The 17368-nt window shown below is 43.2% G+C and carries 14 protein-coding genes; all 14 read right to left on the bottom strand.

The window, feature by feature from the left end; all coding sequences use genetic code 11:
• Positions 1 to 39: 39 nt before the first annotated feature.
• The 14 genes from DXX94_RS14495 to mshL all read right to left on the bottom strand — a co-directional run bounded on the left by DXX94_RS14495 (position 40) and on the right by mshL (position 17360).
• A complete protein-coding gene (locus tag DXX94_RS14495; protein WP_116001432.1) occupies positions 40 to 1083 on the bottom strand; it encodes a rod shape-determining protein in 1044 nt (347 codons plus the stop codon).
• 483 nt (positions 1084 to 1566) lie between these two features.
• A complete protein-coding gene (locus DXX94_RS14490; RefSeq protein ID WP_116016968.1) occupies positions 1567 to 5928 on the bottom strand; it encodes a LamG domain-containing protein in 4362 nt (1453 codons plus the stop codon).
• The gene (locus tag DXX94_RS14485) at positions 5928 to 6428 is read right to left on the bottom strand and encodes a pilus assembly PilX N-terminal domain-containing protein (protein WP_116016966.1); all 501 of its coding nucleotides are present in this window, start codon (positions 6426 to 6428) and stop codon (positions 5928 to 5930) included. The genes DXX94_RS14490 and DXX94_RS14485 overlap by 1 nt, the downstream gene beginning before the upstream one ends.
• Entirely contained in the window at positions 6418 to 7224 is an 807-nt protein-coding gene (locus DXX94_RS14480; RefSeq protein WP_116016964.1) for a PilW family protein, read from the bottom strand. Before DXX94_RS14480 ends, DXX94_RS14485 begins: the two co-directional genes overlap by 11 nt.
• Entirely contained in the window at positions 7224 to 7877 is a 654-nt protein-coding gene (locus DXX94_RS14475) for a prepilin-type N-terminal cleavage/methylation domain-containing protein (protein ID WP_116016962.1), read from the bottom strand. The genes DXX94_RS14480 and DXX94_RS14475 overlap by 1 nt, the downstream gene beginning before the upstream one ends.
• A complete protein-coding gene (locus DXX94_RS14470) occupies positions 7867 to 8430 on the bottom strand; it encodes a type IV pilin protein (RefSeq protein WP_116016960.1) in 564 nt (187 codons plus the stop codon). The genes DXX94_RS14475 and DXX94_RS14470 overlap by 11 nt, the downstream gene beginning before the upstream one ends.
• A gap of 189 nt (positions 8431 to 8619) precedes the next feature.
• Positions 8620 to 9123 carry a prepilin-type N-terminal cleavage/methylation domain-containing protein gene (locus tag DXX94_RS19685; protein WP_116016958.1) on the bottom strand — a complete coding sequence of 168 codons (504 nt, stop codon included), beginning with the start codon at positions 9121 to 9123 and terminating at the stop codon, positions 8620 to 8622.
• Positions 9124 to 9173: 50 nt separating this feature from the next.
• Complete coding sequence (locus DXX94_RS19680) at positions 9174 to 9809, bottom strand: type II secretion system protein (RefSeq protein WP_116016956.1); 636 nt, start codon at positions 9807 to 9809, stop codon at positions 9174 to 9176.
• Positions 9810 to 9931: 122 nt separating this feature from the next.
• Positions 9932 to 10423 (bottom strand): hypothetical protein, encoded by a 492-nt coding sequence (locus DXX94_RS14455; RefSeq protein ID WP_116016954.1) that lies wholly within the window; start codon positions 10421 to 10423, stop codon positions 9932 to 9934.
• Positions 10423 to 11658 carry a type II secretion system F family protein gene (locus DXX94_RS14450; protein WP_116016952.1) on the bottom strand — a complete coding sequence of 412 codons (1236 nt, stop codon included), beginning with the start codon at positions 11656 to 11658 and terminating at the stop codon, positions 10423 to 10425. Before DXX94_RS14450 ends, DXX94_RS14455 begins: the two co-directional genes overlap by 1 nt.
• Positions 11659 to 11666: 8 nt before the next feature.
• Positions 11667 to 13379 carry a GspE/PulE family protein gene (locus DXX94_RS14445; protein ID WP_116001448.1) on the bottom strand — a complete coding sequence of 571 codons (1713 nt, stop codon included), beginning with the start codon at positions 13377 to 13379 and terminating at the stop codon, positions 11667 to 11669.
• A 3-nt stretch (positions 13380 to 13382) separates the two neighbouring features.
• A complete protein-coding gene (locus tag DXX94_RS14440) occupies positions 13383 to 14714 on the bottom strand; it encodes a tetratricopeptide repeat protein (RefSeq protein WP_116016950.1) in 1332 nt (443 codons plus the stop codon).
• Positions 14711 to 15649 (bottom strand): ExeA family protein, encoded by a 939-nt coding sequence (locus DXX94_RS14435; protein ID WP_116016948.1) that lies wholly within the window; start codon positions 15647 to 15649, stop codon positions 14711 to 14713. The genes DXX94_RS14440 and DXX94_RS14435 overlap by 4 nt, the downstream gene beginning before the upstream one ends.
• Before the next feature lie 52 nt (positions 15650 to 15701).
• Positions 15702 to 17360, bottom strand: a complete 1659-nt coding sequence (gene mshL / locus DXX94_RS14430) for a pilus (MSHA type) biogenesis protein MshL (RefSeq protein WP_116016946.1) — start codon at positions 17358 to 17360, stop codon at positions 15702 to 15704.
• Between the last annotated feature and the right edge of the window lie 8 nt (positions 17361 to 17368).

The raw sequence follows: 17368 nt of genomic DNA, 5'->3' as shown, positions 1-17368 counted from the left end.
CTAAGAAAACTATTTGTATAAGCGTTACTCATACGAAAGCTATTCATACGAAAAGAGGTCGCCGCCGTGCATATCGATCATTTCAATCGCTTTACCGCCACCACGTGCCACACAAGTTAATGGATCTTCAGCAACCACTACTGGAATGCCCGTTTCTTCCATTAACAAACGATCTAAGTCTTTCAGTAATGCACCACCGCCAGTAAGCACCATACCGCGTTCAGAAATATCTGACGCCAATTCTGGTGGTGATTGCTCTAGCGCGACCATAATTGCACTGACAATGCCCGTTAATGGCTCTTGTAGTGCTTCAAGAATTTCATTGCTATTAAGTGTGAAGCTGCGCGGTACACCTTCAGCTAAGTTACGACCACGTACTTCAATTTCAATCAGTTCTTCGCCTGGGTACGCTGAACCAATTTCGTGCTTGATGCGTTCTGCCGTTGCTTCGCCAATTAAGCTGCCGAAGTTGCGACGTACATAGTTGATAATGGCTTCATCAAACTTGTCACCACCAATGCGAACAGAAGATGAGTAAACCACACCATTTAACGAGATAATACCAACTTCAGTGGTACCACCACCAATATCAACAACCATAGAGCCAGTCGCTTCAGACACTGGTAAGCCAGCACCAATTGCGGCAGCCATCGGCTCATCAATTAAGTAAACTTCACGTGAACCAGCACCCAGTGCAGATTCACGAATAGCGCGGCGTTCTACTTGGGTAGAACCACATGGTACACAAATTAAAACACGTGGGCTTGGGCGTAAAAAGTTATTGCTGTGCACTTGTTTAATAAAGTGCTGCAGCATTTTCTCAGTGACGAAGAAGTTGGCGATAACGCCATCTTTCATTGGGCGAATTGCTTCAATATTACCGGGTGTACGGCCTAGCATTTGCTTGGCTGCTAAACCTACGGCAGCAACACTTTTAGAGCCACCTGCACGGTCTTGTCGAATCGCCACTACTGACGGTTCATTAAGTACAATCCCTTGATCTTTTACATAAATTAATGTGTTCGCTGTTCCTAAATCGATTGATAAATCGTTAGAAAACATTCCGCGCAATTTCTTAAACATATGAACGCAATACCCTATAACTGTTACTGATTGGCCGCAGCAACGTGAATGTGCTTATCATTTCTGATTTTTTGATCGAGCTATCATAACCCAGTATTTATCTGATGTGTGCACTGATTCGCAAAAAATCACGCTGAATGGCAAGTTTTTTTCATATTGGAGATCAAGCGGTTAAAAAAACAGCACATAAAAATACGATTGACAAAAATCTACCAGCTCAATCAGCTGCCACAAACAAAAAGGGGCAGCTAATTATCCTCACCAACGCATAGTTAGTACTTGCTAATTAACCTCAGGTTTGCATAAGAAATAGTGAATAACAAATCATTTCAAATGCTTATGTTAATCGTTGTCTTCTAGCGAGAGATTTTTGCTGATATCAAGGCAAATTTGCGCGTCAATAGCTAGTCTATTGCAAGTTAATTTAACGCTGGTAGCAGTAAAAATAGCCGCTAGAAGCGCATTAGGTATCCAGAGCTGAGGTTAATTAACTTCTCGCCAGTAGATTATGCGATCGTTACCACGATAGCGGCCAAAAGTTGCAATCGCTGAGGCGTTGTCGTCGTGATTACCATCACCATCCCAGTCAAATTGAAGCCAAGTTGGACTTTGATAATTTACATTAGTTTGTCCCTGATTATTTACGCCAGGGGCAAGAACTGAAAAATCGGTAAACTCACCGCCACTCAATGTGAGCGTTGATAATGACTCAACACCAGTCGCAGGGCTGGGCAAGCTTGGTATATCAATATTAGAAAGCGACAAGTCAGTAAGTTCTAGCACTGTGAAACTATCATCAGTATTCAATTGGTAGACATTACTATCGTTAAGAAATTCAACGTAAATATTCTGTCTTAGATTGCTTGTTTCAGGCCCAAAGCTATTATCAATAACCAAACGGCCAAACCTAACGTTGAATGTTTCGTTTGAGCTATTCACAAACGGCTTTGGTGTGATGCTTTGCCTACTATTCGCCGTAACGCCATCATCATCTTCAATTCGGGTTACAGTCATAGTAAATTCTGGCTCAAATGGCGGGATTTCAGCATTCTCTTCGTGAGCATACGCAAAGTTATCCATTGTACTGAGTTCATAATCAACTTCACCCTTTTCAATTCGAGCAAATAGCTGATTATTCGTAATAATCTCTGCCTTTGATATCGCCAATTTAGTATTACTTAGTTTACCATTTTTACTATCTTCAGTTGGTAACTCAATGGTAATTTTTGACTGCGATAAGCGCATAAAGTCGCCGATATAATTTTGCGTCACTTCGTCATCACTGTTGTAGGCGGTAATAGTAATTTTAGGCTGCTGCTGATATCTAATACTACCGTCTCCACTGGTATCTTCTTGACCTGAATACACCCAGTTCACTTGTGGCTCTACTGACGTCAAGGTTCCGTGATTGTCAATTGCAGGCATGGCATTAGCATCTACTTTCACGGTTTGAATAAAATAGGCAGGAATAAAACGACCAATATCTATGGCAGTTGTTTCGCTGAGGCTGTTCGCATTCCACAACCCACCATCAACAATAAGTGCAGGGGTTTGATCGCCAAAGTTGGTATCAGAAACATCAAGTGTTACTAAACCGACTTCGCTGTACTTTGCCCCTGTTGTTTCGTATTTTCCTGCTGCAAACAACGGTTGAGCAAGAGGATTAGTGACATTAGCTGGCGTTCCAGAAGTTATGTCGGCCAAAGCAGGCAGATTCAAAATACCTTCTATCGCGGCAGCATCAGTTGGGCCTGTTCTCTGTAAGTTAATTCGTAAATTACTCGGTTGATAATTAATGGTCGTCGAACCGCTGTAATTGACAGCCTCAAACGTAACGTTAAATGGCGCGCTCGCAGCATGCGTGATTAGTGAATCGGCAGTGATACCATCTAAGGCACTACCATCGTTTTTCTCGACCAAGATGTTAATGTAATGTGGTTTAACCCAAAAGGCTCCAGAGTTGCCCAATAAAGTAAAGCCCGGTTGCGTAGGCAAATTGGCTGGCTGTATATACCTTGCAGCTAGTTGCACTTGGCCAGCATCGTTATGAATATTACTAGGTAATGTTGCTTTGCCATTTGCGTCAAAGCTAAGGTTTACATCTTCATAGCCACTGCTGATATCAGGTATAACCTTGCCGCCAATAGTGTATGGGTTGCTTCCCTGATTGTTCGAGGTAAGGTATCTCAACGCTAAGTCAACATTTCTATTTTGATTAGCGAACAAGGTTTGACACTGGCCACTACCATTGTCTTGCTTTGCTTCTATCGTCACATTTTGTATTGGTAACCCTGCGGTGCCATTTTTAACCCCATCAAAAACAAACCCTGCCGTTGCAAAAGCGATATCACAGCTTTGGGTGTTACCACCTAAATCACCGCACTCAAAGGTATTGTCTGCGCCTAAATTTAAACTGAGCGTTGCATTGCCTGCTTGGTTGTAATTTATCTCGGCGCGATTAGCATTATTTAAGGCAGGGCTTTGACCATTAGTAAGCGATATCGTGCGGGTTAGGCCACCGTTAATTGCTAAAGTGACATCTGTGGTGATAGCGCTATCGATGTTGGTGCAATCGCCGTTGGTACAGGCAACAATTTGAATCGCCTCTGGTTCACAGGTTAGCCCCAATCCGTCATGACGAATTTGGAAAACACGCTTGTCATCCACGCAATCGGTACCCACCAACATATCCGCTTGAATTTCTGCTTGAGTAAGCACTTTGTTGTATATTTTTACTTCGTCAAAACGGCCTTGCGAAGACCGCGTTGATGGGAAATTACTTGCATCGCCACGCGCATAATTCGACGCATTGTCACCGAAGACAATTTGATTAAGGTCACTCATTTGACCATTGGTATTAAAGTTTAAACCCGCACGCAAGTTACCATCAACGTAGAGCTCAAATCTGTCATCAGGGTAGTTCCAGGTCGCTGTCACATAATACCAAGTATCTGCTGTCCGAGAGCTTGAGCTTGACTCCTGAAATGAAAAATCTCTATCTCTGGAGTCTTCAAAACTGAACTTTAGTCGACCATTAGCAGCAATTTCTAAAACAAAATACTTGTCTCGCGCTGAGCCGCAATTAGGGTTGCCGTTACATGAAGCATCAAATAATACGCGCTCTCTACCTGCATTCCAGTTGATATCACTATTGAACCAAAAACTGATGGTACCACGCGCGCCAACGTCTTCGTCGATATCTAGCGATGAACGAAAGGCATTGCTAATCGCCGTACTTGCGTTTTCGCCCGCTGAATCAAAGCCGCGACAAAATTTACTGTCGGTATCTAATAGGCCACCAATGTTGGTTGCGTGATTATTGCCGCCGCTCATATCATCAATTTGGCCAGAGATATCACTTTGCTCAAAGGTGTAATGAGCGAGTAAGCTACTAGTTGGACATGGGTGCCTTTCTTGAAAAATATTGTTGATTTGCGCACCTGATAACGCACCGCGATACACTCTGACTTCATCCATATCACCGGTAAAGCGATTGGCCGTTTCGCCGCTATCTGTTTCACCACCAATTGAGGCTGGGCCTGATGCTGTGCCCCAATTACCTGTGTAGGTATTAATGGTGCTGCCACCTGTTATTTGTTGAGCAACCCCATTCACATAAATCTGACGAGTTTTATTCGCACTATCGTGCACCGCTGCAACGAATGTCCAAGTATTAGCTGGAATTGAGCTCGCCGTATCAACACTAATAGGATTTACGCCACGAGAGTAGAATCTTAAACGGCCATTGCCAGGGTCGCCAAGGCTAAAACCATAGCCTCTATCTGAGTTGTTTTCATCATCAATGAAGATGCGAGAGCCGCGGTCTAAGTTACTAGGGTTTATCCATGCAGTAATCGTAAAACTGCCTTGCAAATTATCAAAATTACTGGGTAACTCCAAGTAATCATTTACCCCATCAAAACTGCCATAGCGACATGTTCCAGGATCACCCGCTAATGCTGGCAGGAGCTCACTGGTAACCGCGCCATTAATAGCGGTTGCGCTAAAGTTACCCGTTTGATCGGCTACTTCTCCCGAAATGCCATTCCAACTTTGTTCATCCATACGATAGTTTGCTAACAATCGTACACAGTCATCACAGCGCACTTCAAAATTGTCATAACGAACGTCATTGTCGTTGTCGTAGGAGTAAAGGCCTGTTGTTTGTAGCGATGGAATTTCATTTGATGACAATACAAGCGACATATTGTTGCCCCCTGCATTGCCTAAACATACGCCTGTGCCATCACTGGTCACCACCACTTTCATGGTGAAATTGTTGCCTGCGCTTGTCCCTGTACTCGGCGCACTATCAAGCAGGATTGGAACGCCGCCAGCTACTTTTACTAAATCAAGTTGTCGGTACGTACCAGGAAATGACGTGTTATTTCGGTAGCTAGTACCAATTTTTGTCCAACGCGCTAGGTAATAGTTGCGCTCGTCTTGATAACCAAAAACAATACCTAAGTCGTTGTTTGTTGGGCGGGAAGCATTAGAGGTGATATTGGTAGTGATACTAAACTGGCGCGCAAAATCGGTACCTAATGAGCCAAAGTCATAAGCAACCATACCAAATTCGTTGTCGTTGCCCTGAATATTTAAACGGTTACTGCGAATATTAAACGTTAGCGACTCTCGTCCATTGCCGGTGTTGAGAATTGAATCGTTCGGCCAGTTACTTACCGTGCGATTAAAGTCGACTCGACTCCATAGCCCTTGATCACTGCTAAAATTGTCAAATGTGACCTGTTCAAAGCTATCTGCTGCATCGCAAGTAATGGCAGCTTTGGCAGAAATGGACACTAAGCTCAGTAGCAAGGTGAATAACCAGAAACAATAACGCATTACAAACTTCTCGCTTCTACTTCAATGGTTCTTAGGGTTTGAACTTCACCAGCAGTACATTGCCCACTCGCTGTGATTCGATAATAAGTGACCCCATCAACAACAAAATCATTACAGCTAAGTGCACTAACACGACAGCCATTTAAACCATCTACACCGCTCAAACTATTAAGCACGCTTGGAATAGTATTGTCGCTGCTTCGGTTGCTTACAGGATCTGACACACCACAACGTTGGGTGCCTGAAGATATAGGGAAAATCATTGATAAACGCTGTTGTGCGCCCACATTGGCAGCTTGGTATGCGCGAGTCCCTAACACTTCATACGCAACTGATTGAGAAGATGTTGCTAGCATGCGCGTCAGTGCTGTACCCAGTAACAACATCACCACTAACACAAAAATCGCTAAAATAAGTGAACTACCATGCTGTTTAACTTTGGCTTTGTTAAGGGAATATTCCGAATTTCTTTGACGGATTAAGCGATAGTTAAGGTACATTCAACACCTGCACTTCATTGTTAAAGATCACTTGTTCGTCGCCGCGGATAAACCTAAGCTCTGCACGTGTAATTGCATTTCGAAATTGAGATGCCGTTGCTAATTCAAATGGTGCGTAGTCAGGAATGGCATCACTAGGGTTGTTATTCGGTATTTGTAAGTTTTCTGCCATTAATACGCGATTTTGCACATTGTTGAGCTGTTCATAGCGGTAAAGCTCTGTGTTCTCAACACAATACCTTATGGGTTGACTAATAAAATATAACCGCTGTGTTGGTGAATCTTCAGCAAAGTGAACATTTAACGGGACATCAAGCTCAACTGTACCTGTATCAGCATTTGCTGCAATATTCACACTATCGACCGGATAAATATAATCAGTATTACTGGCATACAAGTCGGTTTCATTTATCGGATAGACAGCAACACTGTGATTGTTATTTACATTGTTAGCGCCGCTAAAGTTGATAATGCTTAGAGTATCACTAGCGGGCTCTGGCGCTACCGGAATATCTTGGTAAATAGTGCTCGCCACAATCGGCATAAACTCAACACATTGCGCACTCACGCTGATAAAGTAATCTCGAATACTGTTTGGCAAAGCCTGTCGCAATTCCCGATTTAATCGCTCAACGGCAAAGCGCGCGCTAGCAATTAACTCATCACGCGCAGAAACTTCAGCATAGGCTTGGCTACCAAGGCGAATAAAACTGCCAATACCAACAGAAGTAATACCTAATAACACGATTACCATGACCATTTCAATCAAGGTAAAACCACGGCTATGTCTTAGCATTAAAAGTTTACCTTGTAACTTGTAACGACTATGGCATCGCCGTCTGGTGGAATAACGCGCAGTTCAATTAATTTCGCATTGGCGATTCGACCATCATCAACACCGTCATAATCGCCATCATAAAACACATCGACAATTAGTCGAAAACCAGTATATAGGTCGTTGGCAAACGAAGTATTACCCCATTTACTTAAATCAGCACAATCTAAGCCTTCGGGGTTTTCAGGATCCGCTTTGTTGATACAAAGATAGTCATCAACGTCGTCGTAGAGTGTTCTATTACTTTCACCATCATTACTTACTAGATCACCATTGTTTCCCAAGACTAGCAAGTTATGGGCTGTACAAGGGTTGCTGCTTGGCTCACCACATCGCGCAATACCACCTGCATGATCTGAGTTTTCATCAAATGACCGCGCTAAGATGTCATTCATCACCGTTTGAGCAAGCTCTGCTGCTCGCACTTGTTGAAGTTGGTTGGCACTTTGCACGGTTGCTGGCATCACCAAACTAGTGATCACGGAGAAAGAAATCGACAAGACTACAATACCGATTATCAGCTCAATCAGCGTAAAGCCTCGATTGTGCGAATATTGGCATTGTTGCACCCTGTTAATTGATTTAATGCACATACCAGACTTGTTAGTCCGCATGAATAAACCCCTGTGATTCAATTACAATACGGAGCGGTTCATCACCTGTTATTTGGATAGCACAATTGTTACCACAACTTGGCCTGCCCATTTGATCAAAAATGATGGTATTACCAGATGCTGTCGTTGAAATCGTCACACCAGAATTGGCAGTATTTAGCTCTGTTAAGCGGGTAAAGTCATTGTCGCGATCGCCAAAATCACTCGTAAAGCCATTACAATTAGCATTATCCGGAATACCTAAACGCGTGCTGTCAATCAGAATGCGATTACATGCACTGGCATCTTGATTCATCGCGCGTTGCTGAGCATTACGCAGTATTGCGATAGCTTGGGTGCGATAGCTATATTCTTCAAAGCCATCAGAGCCGGTAAATCGAGGCAGGATAGTGACAGCTAATACGCCGATAATAATAATAGTGACAATCAACTCTAGCAGTGTAAAACCCAATTGAGTGTCAAGTTTGCTGTAACTTTTAGGTAAAGCAGATTTATCGATAGAGAGCGTATCTCGCCTAGCGCAGTTAGTTATTTTCAACGAATTATTGTCCACGCCAGCTACCTTTCCTTACTCATGCGACAATCTTGAGCGACAAATAACGTTTGATTAACGTATTTATACTATTGATTAGTATACTGTTAACAATGCAATAGTCCAAATTGCTAAACTAGTACCAAGACTACTAAATCTCAGATAAAAAAAGAGGGCTAAAGAGCCCTCTTTATAATTTGCAATATTTGTTTAGCAAGGAACTACATTAACATCAATTGGACCGCCTGCTTGACCAGGGTCTGTATAAGAGACAGAACAAGCGTCATTCGCATCAGTTACCGCTTGTCCTACAGGGAAAATTGTAACGACATTGCTGTCGACAATAATATCAAACTCTTCAGGGCCAGTATTAGCGTTACCATCATCAAAATCTAAATCTAATAAGGCGCGCCATGCCGCCTCACCATCAGCATCGGCAGATGTTGGGTAGCCAAAAACAATATCTAAGTCGGCATTATTGACCTGAACAGTAGTATCAGCTTGAGATTGGTTACCAGCAATCAATGACTTGCTATGAACTAAAGTAGCGGCACTTTGCATAGAAGCTGCAACGGCTTGCAAAGTAGCAGTTTGTGCATCATCTTGCAGATCAATAAATCTAGGCGCTGCAGTAGCAGCCAAAATACCTAAAATAACAATTACAACGACGAGTTCAATTAAGGTAAAACCTTTTTGCTTCTGTAATGTTTTCATAATACGACTCTTTATTTATTAATAATTAACGTTTTTATCTTAAAACTATATTAGTTGTTAATATAAACAACTACGGAGCTATTCGCAGGGTTGTAGGTAAATAAATTACCAGTGCCAGTTGCTGCCCCTGCTGTTGGCGCAATAAAGTTACCGTTAGCATCTTGATTTAGTGACTCTTTCAAATAAAAAGCACAAATATTAGAGCTGGCTGGCGGCTGATTGGCAATAATAGTTGCTAAGTAGCTTGCACCACTATTGTTATTTAAATTGCCAATGGTTGATTCTATGACCGGAGGCTGCTGTAAAATATTCTGCCAAATTTGTACACAATTGCTCACGTCAAAAGCTGCACCTAATGTTGCGCCATCGGTTAAGCCTGTGACATAACCAGGTCTTACATTCGCTTGGTTGGCCGCTGGAGTTGTAAGTACAAGATTAACGCCATCATAGTTGACTGAGTTAACCGTTGCATTGCTGATACTACTCTGTGGGCGCCCTTCAGCTTCCCATTGCGCTCTTACGAGTGATACCGCAGTAGCAAAGCCACCTGCCATACCTTCAATATTCGCTTGTTTAGCTTGGTCGGTTAAGTCTAAAAATTTAGGAATAGCAGTTACGGCTAAAAAGCCCAATATAACGACCACAATAACCAATTCGATTAATGTAAAACCTGATTGTTTTTTCATGGGTACACCCGTAAATTATGCTGATTGGTTGATTCTAGCAATGAATTGTTACATAAGTCACTGACTTTTGGCCTAACTTTAGGTCATTTTCAGCACAAAAATAGATTCCAGCTTGTATTAGGTTATAGCAGTACTTTGCCGCTATGTCGCTGATAATCAAAATATTGCCCTTGGGTAAAATAATATCGACAGACTTTATCTATGCTCAAGTTATCATTATTTTCTACTGCTACCGACTGAGTATTAAGCTCCAATACTGAGATAGGCTGATTCAATAACATCAGCGGCATATCCAATACGAGTTGCCAAATAGCTTCACAGTTTTTGCCATCTGGCCAACCAAATTGATTAACTTTTACTTTATTGGTTTGTCCTAAATTATCACGTAACTCGATAACCTGTGGGCGACCATCCATCAACCATTGACCATGAATCGCATTGACTTTGGTGGTAAAGCGATTTGCCAAGGCACGAAAGCCCGCTTCCTCAATTGAGCTTTCTTGCTTAAAAAAAGCGTATAGAAAATTCGCCATTAGCAAGGTAATCAACACGCCAATAATAATTAACTCAAGCACGCTTCGCTCTTTGTGCTCTGCCACTACTTGCTTAAGCATTACTTGCCTTGAAACGCTGAAGCCATATCCCACATTGGCGTAAATATGCCAAGTGCGAGTACCAGTACCATTGCCGCAACAATAACTAATAAGATAGGTTCAATTCGCGCGGTCAAAGTACTTAAATCATAATCAACTTCGCGTTCATAATAATCACCCACTTCTTCAAGCAGTTCATCAACACGGCCCGTTTCTTCCCCAACCGCCACCATTTGTAATACAAGTGGTGTGAATAAGGTGCTAGTGAGTGAGGTGCGTAACAGGCTTTCACCACTTTCGATACCTTGGCGCATTTTAATAATTTTATCGCGCATATAATCGTTATCAACGGCATCAGCGACTAGGCTCAACCCAGAAGTCATCGGCACACCGGCTTTAAGTACTATTGCGAAACTATGGGTAAAACGCGACAAAATTGAACGCTCAATGATGCTACCAACAACAGGAATTTTTAGTTTGCGTTTATCCCATTGATAGCGTCCTGCCTCCGTTTTCACATATGCGCGTATACCGATAATAGCGGCAATCAAGCCAGCTAACATATGTGGCCAATAATCAAGGAAGAAGTTTGAACTATTGATCAATAATTTAGTGGCAAATGGTAAATCTGCACCTAAACGGGAAAACATGTTTGCAAAGGTCGGAATAACAAAAATGTTGAGGATGACAATAGCGATAACAACCGCCGCAACCACAAAACTAGGGTAGCGCAACGCCGACTTTATCCGCTTTCGCGTTTCTTGTTCACGCTCAAAGTAGGTCGCTAGTTTTAAAAATGAACCATCTAATTGACCGGTATTTTCGCCTACATGAATAATCGAAATAAACAAAGAGGAGAAAACCCTTGGGTGCTGGTTAAGCGCGGAAGACAGTGCATAACCGCCCTCAAGTTGGCTGGCGACTTCAGCGAGTACTTTGCGCAGCTTTGGTGATGCACTGGATTCTGCTAAACCATTAATGGCTCGCAAAATAGGAACACCAGAGCGCATTAGCGCGTACATTTGGCGACACAGTACGATCAAATCATCCAGTGCTACTGGCGAAAAGCCCAATAACTCGCCAATATCAATATTTCCCGTCGATACTTGCTGGTTTTCTTTCCCTTGTTCAATCGATACAGGCGTGATTTGCTGACGCGCTAATAGCTCAGCCACCGCATTGGCAGAGGTTGCTTCTAATGAGCCTTTTACTTGGCTCCCCTGCGCATCACGCCCGATATAGTTAAACATTGCCATGATTTAGATTAACCCGCTACGTCTACGGTTTCGACTAACCTTAGCACTTCTTCAACACTGGTTATACCTTCAACGGCATAGTCAAAAGCGGCTTTAGCAAGCGGTTTAAATGTAGGGTGGCGTTTCGCTTGTTCGGTAAACGCTTCGGTGTCTTCTCGTTTTAACGCGGCCATCATTGGCTCGTTCATTTCTAGTAATTCAAACACACCGATACGGCCACGATAGCCAGTATACTGGCACGATTGGCAGCCTCTACCATGTTTAAAAGATATGCTGTTGCAATCTAATCCGGTTAAGTTATTTAGCCACATCTTTTCCTGTGCATCTGGGCGGTAGTCTTCAGTACAGTTTTCACAAATTCTGCGTACTAAGCGCTGGGCAATGACAGCACGCAATGAACTACCCACTAAGAAACCTGCTGCGCCCATATCAATCAAACGCAGTGCACTGGTAATCGCATCATTGGTATGCAGTGTTGATAATACCAAGTGACCTGTTAATGCGCCTCGAAGACCAATTTCTACGGTTTCACTGTCACGCATCTCACCCACCATAATAATATCGGGATCTTGTCGTAATGCAGTGCGCAGTACACTGGAGAAAGTTAAGTCAATTTTACTACTTACCTGCACTTGATTAATACGCGGTAAACGATATTCAACCGGGTCTTCTGCGGTAATAATTTTCTTTGACGATTGGTTTAATTCGCTTAGCGCACCGTAAAGCGTAGTTGTTTTACCGCTACCGGTTGGGCCGGTCACTAACACCATGCCATGTGGACGACTTATTTGATGGCGTAAACGCTGCACCAATTCAGGCGGCATACCGGTTTCATCAAGCGATAAAATGCCCGCTGACTGATCAAGTAAACGCATCACCACAGACTCACCGTACTGCACTGGCATGGTCGACATCCGAACATCAACATTGTGGCCTTTCACTTGCAAATTAAAACGACCATCTTGCGGTAAACGCTTTTCAGAAATATCTAGCCCAGCCATCAGCTTTAACCGCAATACCAAAGCGGCGGCAATTTTGTTCTCATTAAGAATGTTCTCTTGCAGCACGCCGTCAATACGCTGGCGAATGCGAAGTTGCTTCTCATCTGGCTCAATGTGAATATCAGAAGCGCGCATTTGCACAGCGTCTTCAAATACCGATTGCAGTAACTTACCTACTGTTGCATCACCACCATCATCAAAGGTGGATGACATATCAAAATCAGAGGTTTGTTCGTACTCTTGCTCTAGTTGGCTGGCAAACGATTCAATCTCAGCGGTACGACGATAGAGGCTGTCGAACGATTCAAATAGCTGCGACTCCATCACAACCGCAAGTTGAATGCGTTTGGGGGCAAGCATTTGCTCTAGCTGATCAAGTGCGTTTAAGTCGGCAGGGTCGCTCATACCAATCAGCACGCTATCTCCGCGATCTTCCATCACAAGTGCACGCAAGCGGCGGGCATGGACTTCTGGTAGTAACTTAGCTACCTCGCCCGGTACGCGCAGTTGGCTAATATCCATAAATGGCACATCCAGTTGCTGCGCTAAAAATTCCAGTAACTGACGTTCGCTGATATAACCTAACTCGATCAACACATCACCAAGTTTTCGACCAGAGGTTTTTTGGCTATTCAGTGCCTGCATTAGCTGATCATTACTGATAATGCCTTCGTGAACCAATAAGTCACCCAGACGCATTTTTAACTTTGGTGCAGCCATCGTCTACTCTCCTAATTCTGTCATTCGTTGCTGAGCAAACTGCTGGGTTTGCAAAGACAACCCACCAACCGCTAGTGCCTGCTGGTATGCATTCAAAGCATCATTAAATTGGCTGCTTTGATCAAATGCAATTGCTAGCCCCAAGTACCACTTAGCTTGGTTAGGTTGCAGTAGCACCAACTGCTGGTATGCACTAACGGCGGCTGATAATTGTTGATATTGCTGCGCAACCGTCGCCAACATCGATTGATATTCAACCTGCGGCACATTAGCTAATGCTACCAAGGTTTCAAAGGCTTGTGTCAATTGCGGTGATGTTTGTGCTGATAACTGGCTAGCACTTTGAGCTTGATTTTGCTGGTGGTTTTTCAGCAGTATTTTCGCTTTCATTAAACGAAAATCTGGTTCGTTGGGCGATAAGCTAATTCCTTGATTCAGTAGATTCATCGCGGCTTGATTCGCGCCTCTGGCAAACCAAATTGCCGCCAGTTGCTTTCTCGCATTTTTGTTTTCAGGAGCAAGCAGTAGAGCGTCTTGCAACAATTGTTCAGCTTTTTGCCCCTCTTTTTCAGCCATAGCGCGCTCTGCTTGATTCACTTTTTGAACAGCAAGCTGGGCAGAAGTTAACTGTTTTCGAGCAATCGTCAATGAAGGCTTAGTGGTTAAGGGCTCAGTGTTTAGTGGAGCTGGTTGAGATTCTTGCTTAACACGTTCTTGCCCAATAGGTGCATGAGCTGGTTGCGATAATACAGGTGATTGCGCTTTTGGCTGATTTAACTCAGCGCCTTTCACTACTTCTTCTTGAACTTGTGTATTCGAGCGATGCTTTTGTACCGCTGCTAACTGGTTTTCTTGCGGTTCCAGCGGCTGTGTATGAGGCTCGGCGCTAGGTATTGTTTGCTTAGCTTTGGCATCAGCTTGAATGTCTGTTTGTTCGCTAGCTTTTTTAGCGTCTTTTGTAGTGCCTTTTAAATTGGGCACTTGCTCAACATCAGCCATTGGTAAAGCTGTTGATTGGCTATTAGTGCTGCTTTTAGCATTAGTATCAACTTGTACTCGAGTATCTAACAGTGGCTTAGTATCTGCTTGAGTTATAACATCTTGCTGTGCGACATAGGCTCTAGCTTGAGGCGATGTTTGCTGCTTTAACGACTGATTCTCATAGTAAAGCCACAGTGCCGCGGCAATAATTGCAGTGATAAACACAGATAACACAATAGGAAGCACATGGGATTTTTGCGGCGCACTCACAACGACAGATGAAGTTACGGTTTCATCTCCTGTCGGTGTATTTCGCTTCTCTAGGTCTTGGAGCATTTGATTAATGACGCTCACATGAATTCTCCAACAGGTAAAAATGGCCAAGTGGCACCAAACAACACAAGCAAAATAATAATGAGAGCAATCGCTAGATTACCGACCGTTAGTTTTGACCAAAAGCCGCTTATACTGCCGACAGGGGCAGTATCTTCAGTATCTTTAGCCGCTAACGCTAAGTGCTTTTGGGTTAACTCATATTGCCCTTCACCATAACCAAGCATCAACATTTTATGGCAAAGAACATTGACCAAACGAGGAATACCCTTACTCGTCTTAGTTAATTTTTGGCAAAGTTTGCTTGAAAATAATGCTGCACCTTTGTATCCAGCTATGTTCAGGCGATGGCTAATATAATGCTCAACCTCTTCAGCCGTCATCGGCCTTAGCTGATAAGAAAAAGTGATGCGCTGTCGCAACTGCCTAAAATGTTGCTCGGCTAAACGTGCATCTAGCTCAGGTTGCGCAAACATTACGACTTGCAGTAACTTTCGGCTTTCTGTTTCTAGATTAGTAAACAAACGCAACGCTTCTAGACTTTCTTCTGGCAACGCTTGGGCTTCATCAACAATTAACACCACAGAGTGGCCTTTGCTATGCAATTCCAGCAGTCGCGTTTGAATACGCTGTGTTAGCAGCTGCACTGACATACGTTGTGCTTGTTTAACACCCAATTCAACCGCTACTGCTCGGCGCAATTCGTCGGGGCTTAAGTAGGGGTTTGGAATATAGGCAGTAACAAAATGGTCAGGAATATCGTTGAGCAATTTACGACATAGTAAGGTTTTTCCTGTGCCTACTTCACCAATGACTTTGAGAAAGCCTTCGCCAGTTTTTAGCGCAGTAAGCAATACCGCAAGCGCCTCGTTATGCGGCGCTAGCCCAAGATAAAAGTTGGTATTAGGGGTTAACGTAAAAGGTAACTCTCTTAACCCATAATGATAAAGGTACATTGCTCGCCAGTTTACTATTTAGGTTAATGTTGGCAGCACACTGCCAACATTATTATTCGCTTTCAGGAAACCATTGCTTCAATAAGGCGCGTGCTTCTTGCAGCTGATCTTGCCAAGTATCTTGGCCAATCACTACCGGCTTGAGCATGATCACTAGCTCTTTCTTCTGAGTTGATTGCGATTTGCTCTTAAACAACTCGCCCATCAGCGGAATATCGCCTAGTAATGGTGTTTTCGACTCTAAATCGACTTTTCTGGTTTCTATCAAGCCGCCAATGACAACGATTTCACCCGATTTAGCTCTAATAATTGTATCTGACTCACGAACACTACTTTGTGCCAGCGGCAGTACAACATCTTCTTGGTTGATGGTCACCGTTTTTAACTGCTCTTGCGTCAAGGTTACCGACGGGTGAACATGCAAAATCACTTCACCATTTGCATCAATTTGTGGTGTGACATCTAAAGCAATACCTGAGAAGAACGGTGTTAGGTCAATTTCTGGCGTAACCGTTGTTGATGTTCCCGTTGTCGTTGTACTTGATACATCGGTAACAAAGTATTCATCTTCACCAACTTTAATCACCGCTTTTTGATTATTAGTCGCAGTAATTCTCGGGCTTGATAACACCTGCACATTACCTTGCGTTTGCAGCAGCTCAATAACCCCTGAAAAATCAGCATTTAAAAAGCTAATTGAAGTAGTGCCACCCAACGCTGACGAAATGGTATTGCCAGCAATATTGCCTGTGGTTGAGAAGTTTAGATCTGTACTTTCAACATGACTTAAGACATTGTCCCAGCGAATACCCTGTTGATAATCATCATTTAACGTCACTTCCATGATTTTCGCTTCAATGATGACTTGGCGACGCAAGTGTTTTTGCGTATCGTCGATAAACTTCTTAACTGATTTAATTTCGCCAGGAAACGCTCGCACAGTGACTAAACCAGCCTGCGGAGAAACAATAACAGAACGACCATCTTCTGTACCAACAAGTGATTCCAATGTATCTTTCAATTCTGTCCAAAAATCAGATTCGTTCTCGGTATAGAGGTTGATACCACTGCTGCCGTTTTGGTTATTATTGCTTGAGCGGTTATTACTGTTACTGTTGCTACCGCTATTGTTGAAGCTACTATTGCTGTTATTACCACTGTCTGGATCGTTTTCAGAAACGCCACCAGAGTTAATACTGGTGCTCGAAGTGCCATAACGCTTAACGAACAGGTAATTTAATGGGATCGTTTCAGTGCGCATACCCGCTGGGTACACCTGAATCACTTTGCCAAAGCGTTTAATGTCGAAACCATAAAGGTCTTGCAATACAACTAAAGCCTCATCAATCGTGACATCTTTAAGGTTCAACGTGATATTGCCCGCAACTTCTGGATGCACCGCTGCGCTATAGTTTGAGTCTTCCACTAAAGCGGCAAAAAAGGCTTTAGCATCAACATCAACGGCGGCAATATCTAAACGCTTTTCGGCTAACAATGACGCTTTGGCATTGTTCATGGTTTGCTGCATTAATTCTTGCTGAACCGCATTTGGCAATTGAGTCAATGGCTTGCGTTTATCAGCAGCAGACTTATCTGCCATGGCTTTGTCGAGTTCTTGCTCAATAAATGTCGGTTTATCTGGTACCGAAGTACAGCCTGCCAAGGCAACTAATGAGCTTGTTACAAACAGATAAATGGGAGACTTTTTCATAATAACTT

Source organism: Thalassotalea euphylliae, from assembly GCF_003390375.1.
Taxonomy (GTDB): Bacteria; Pseudomonadota; Gammaproteobacteria; order Enterobacterales; family Alteromonadaceae; genus Thalassotalea_F; species Thalassotalea_F euphylliae_A.
This window is presented reverse-complemented; position numbering and strand designations above follow the sequence as displayed.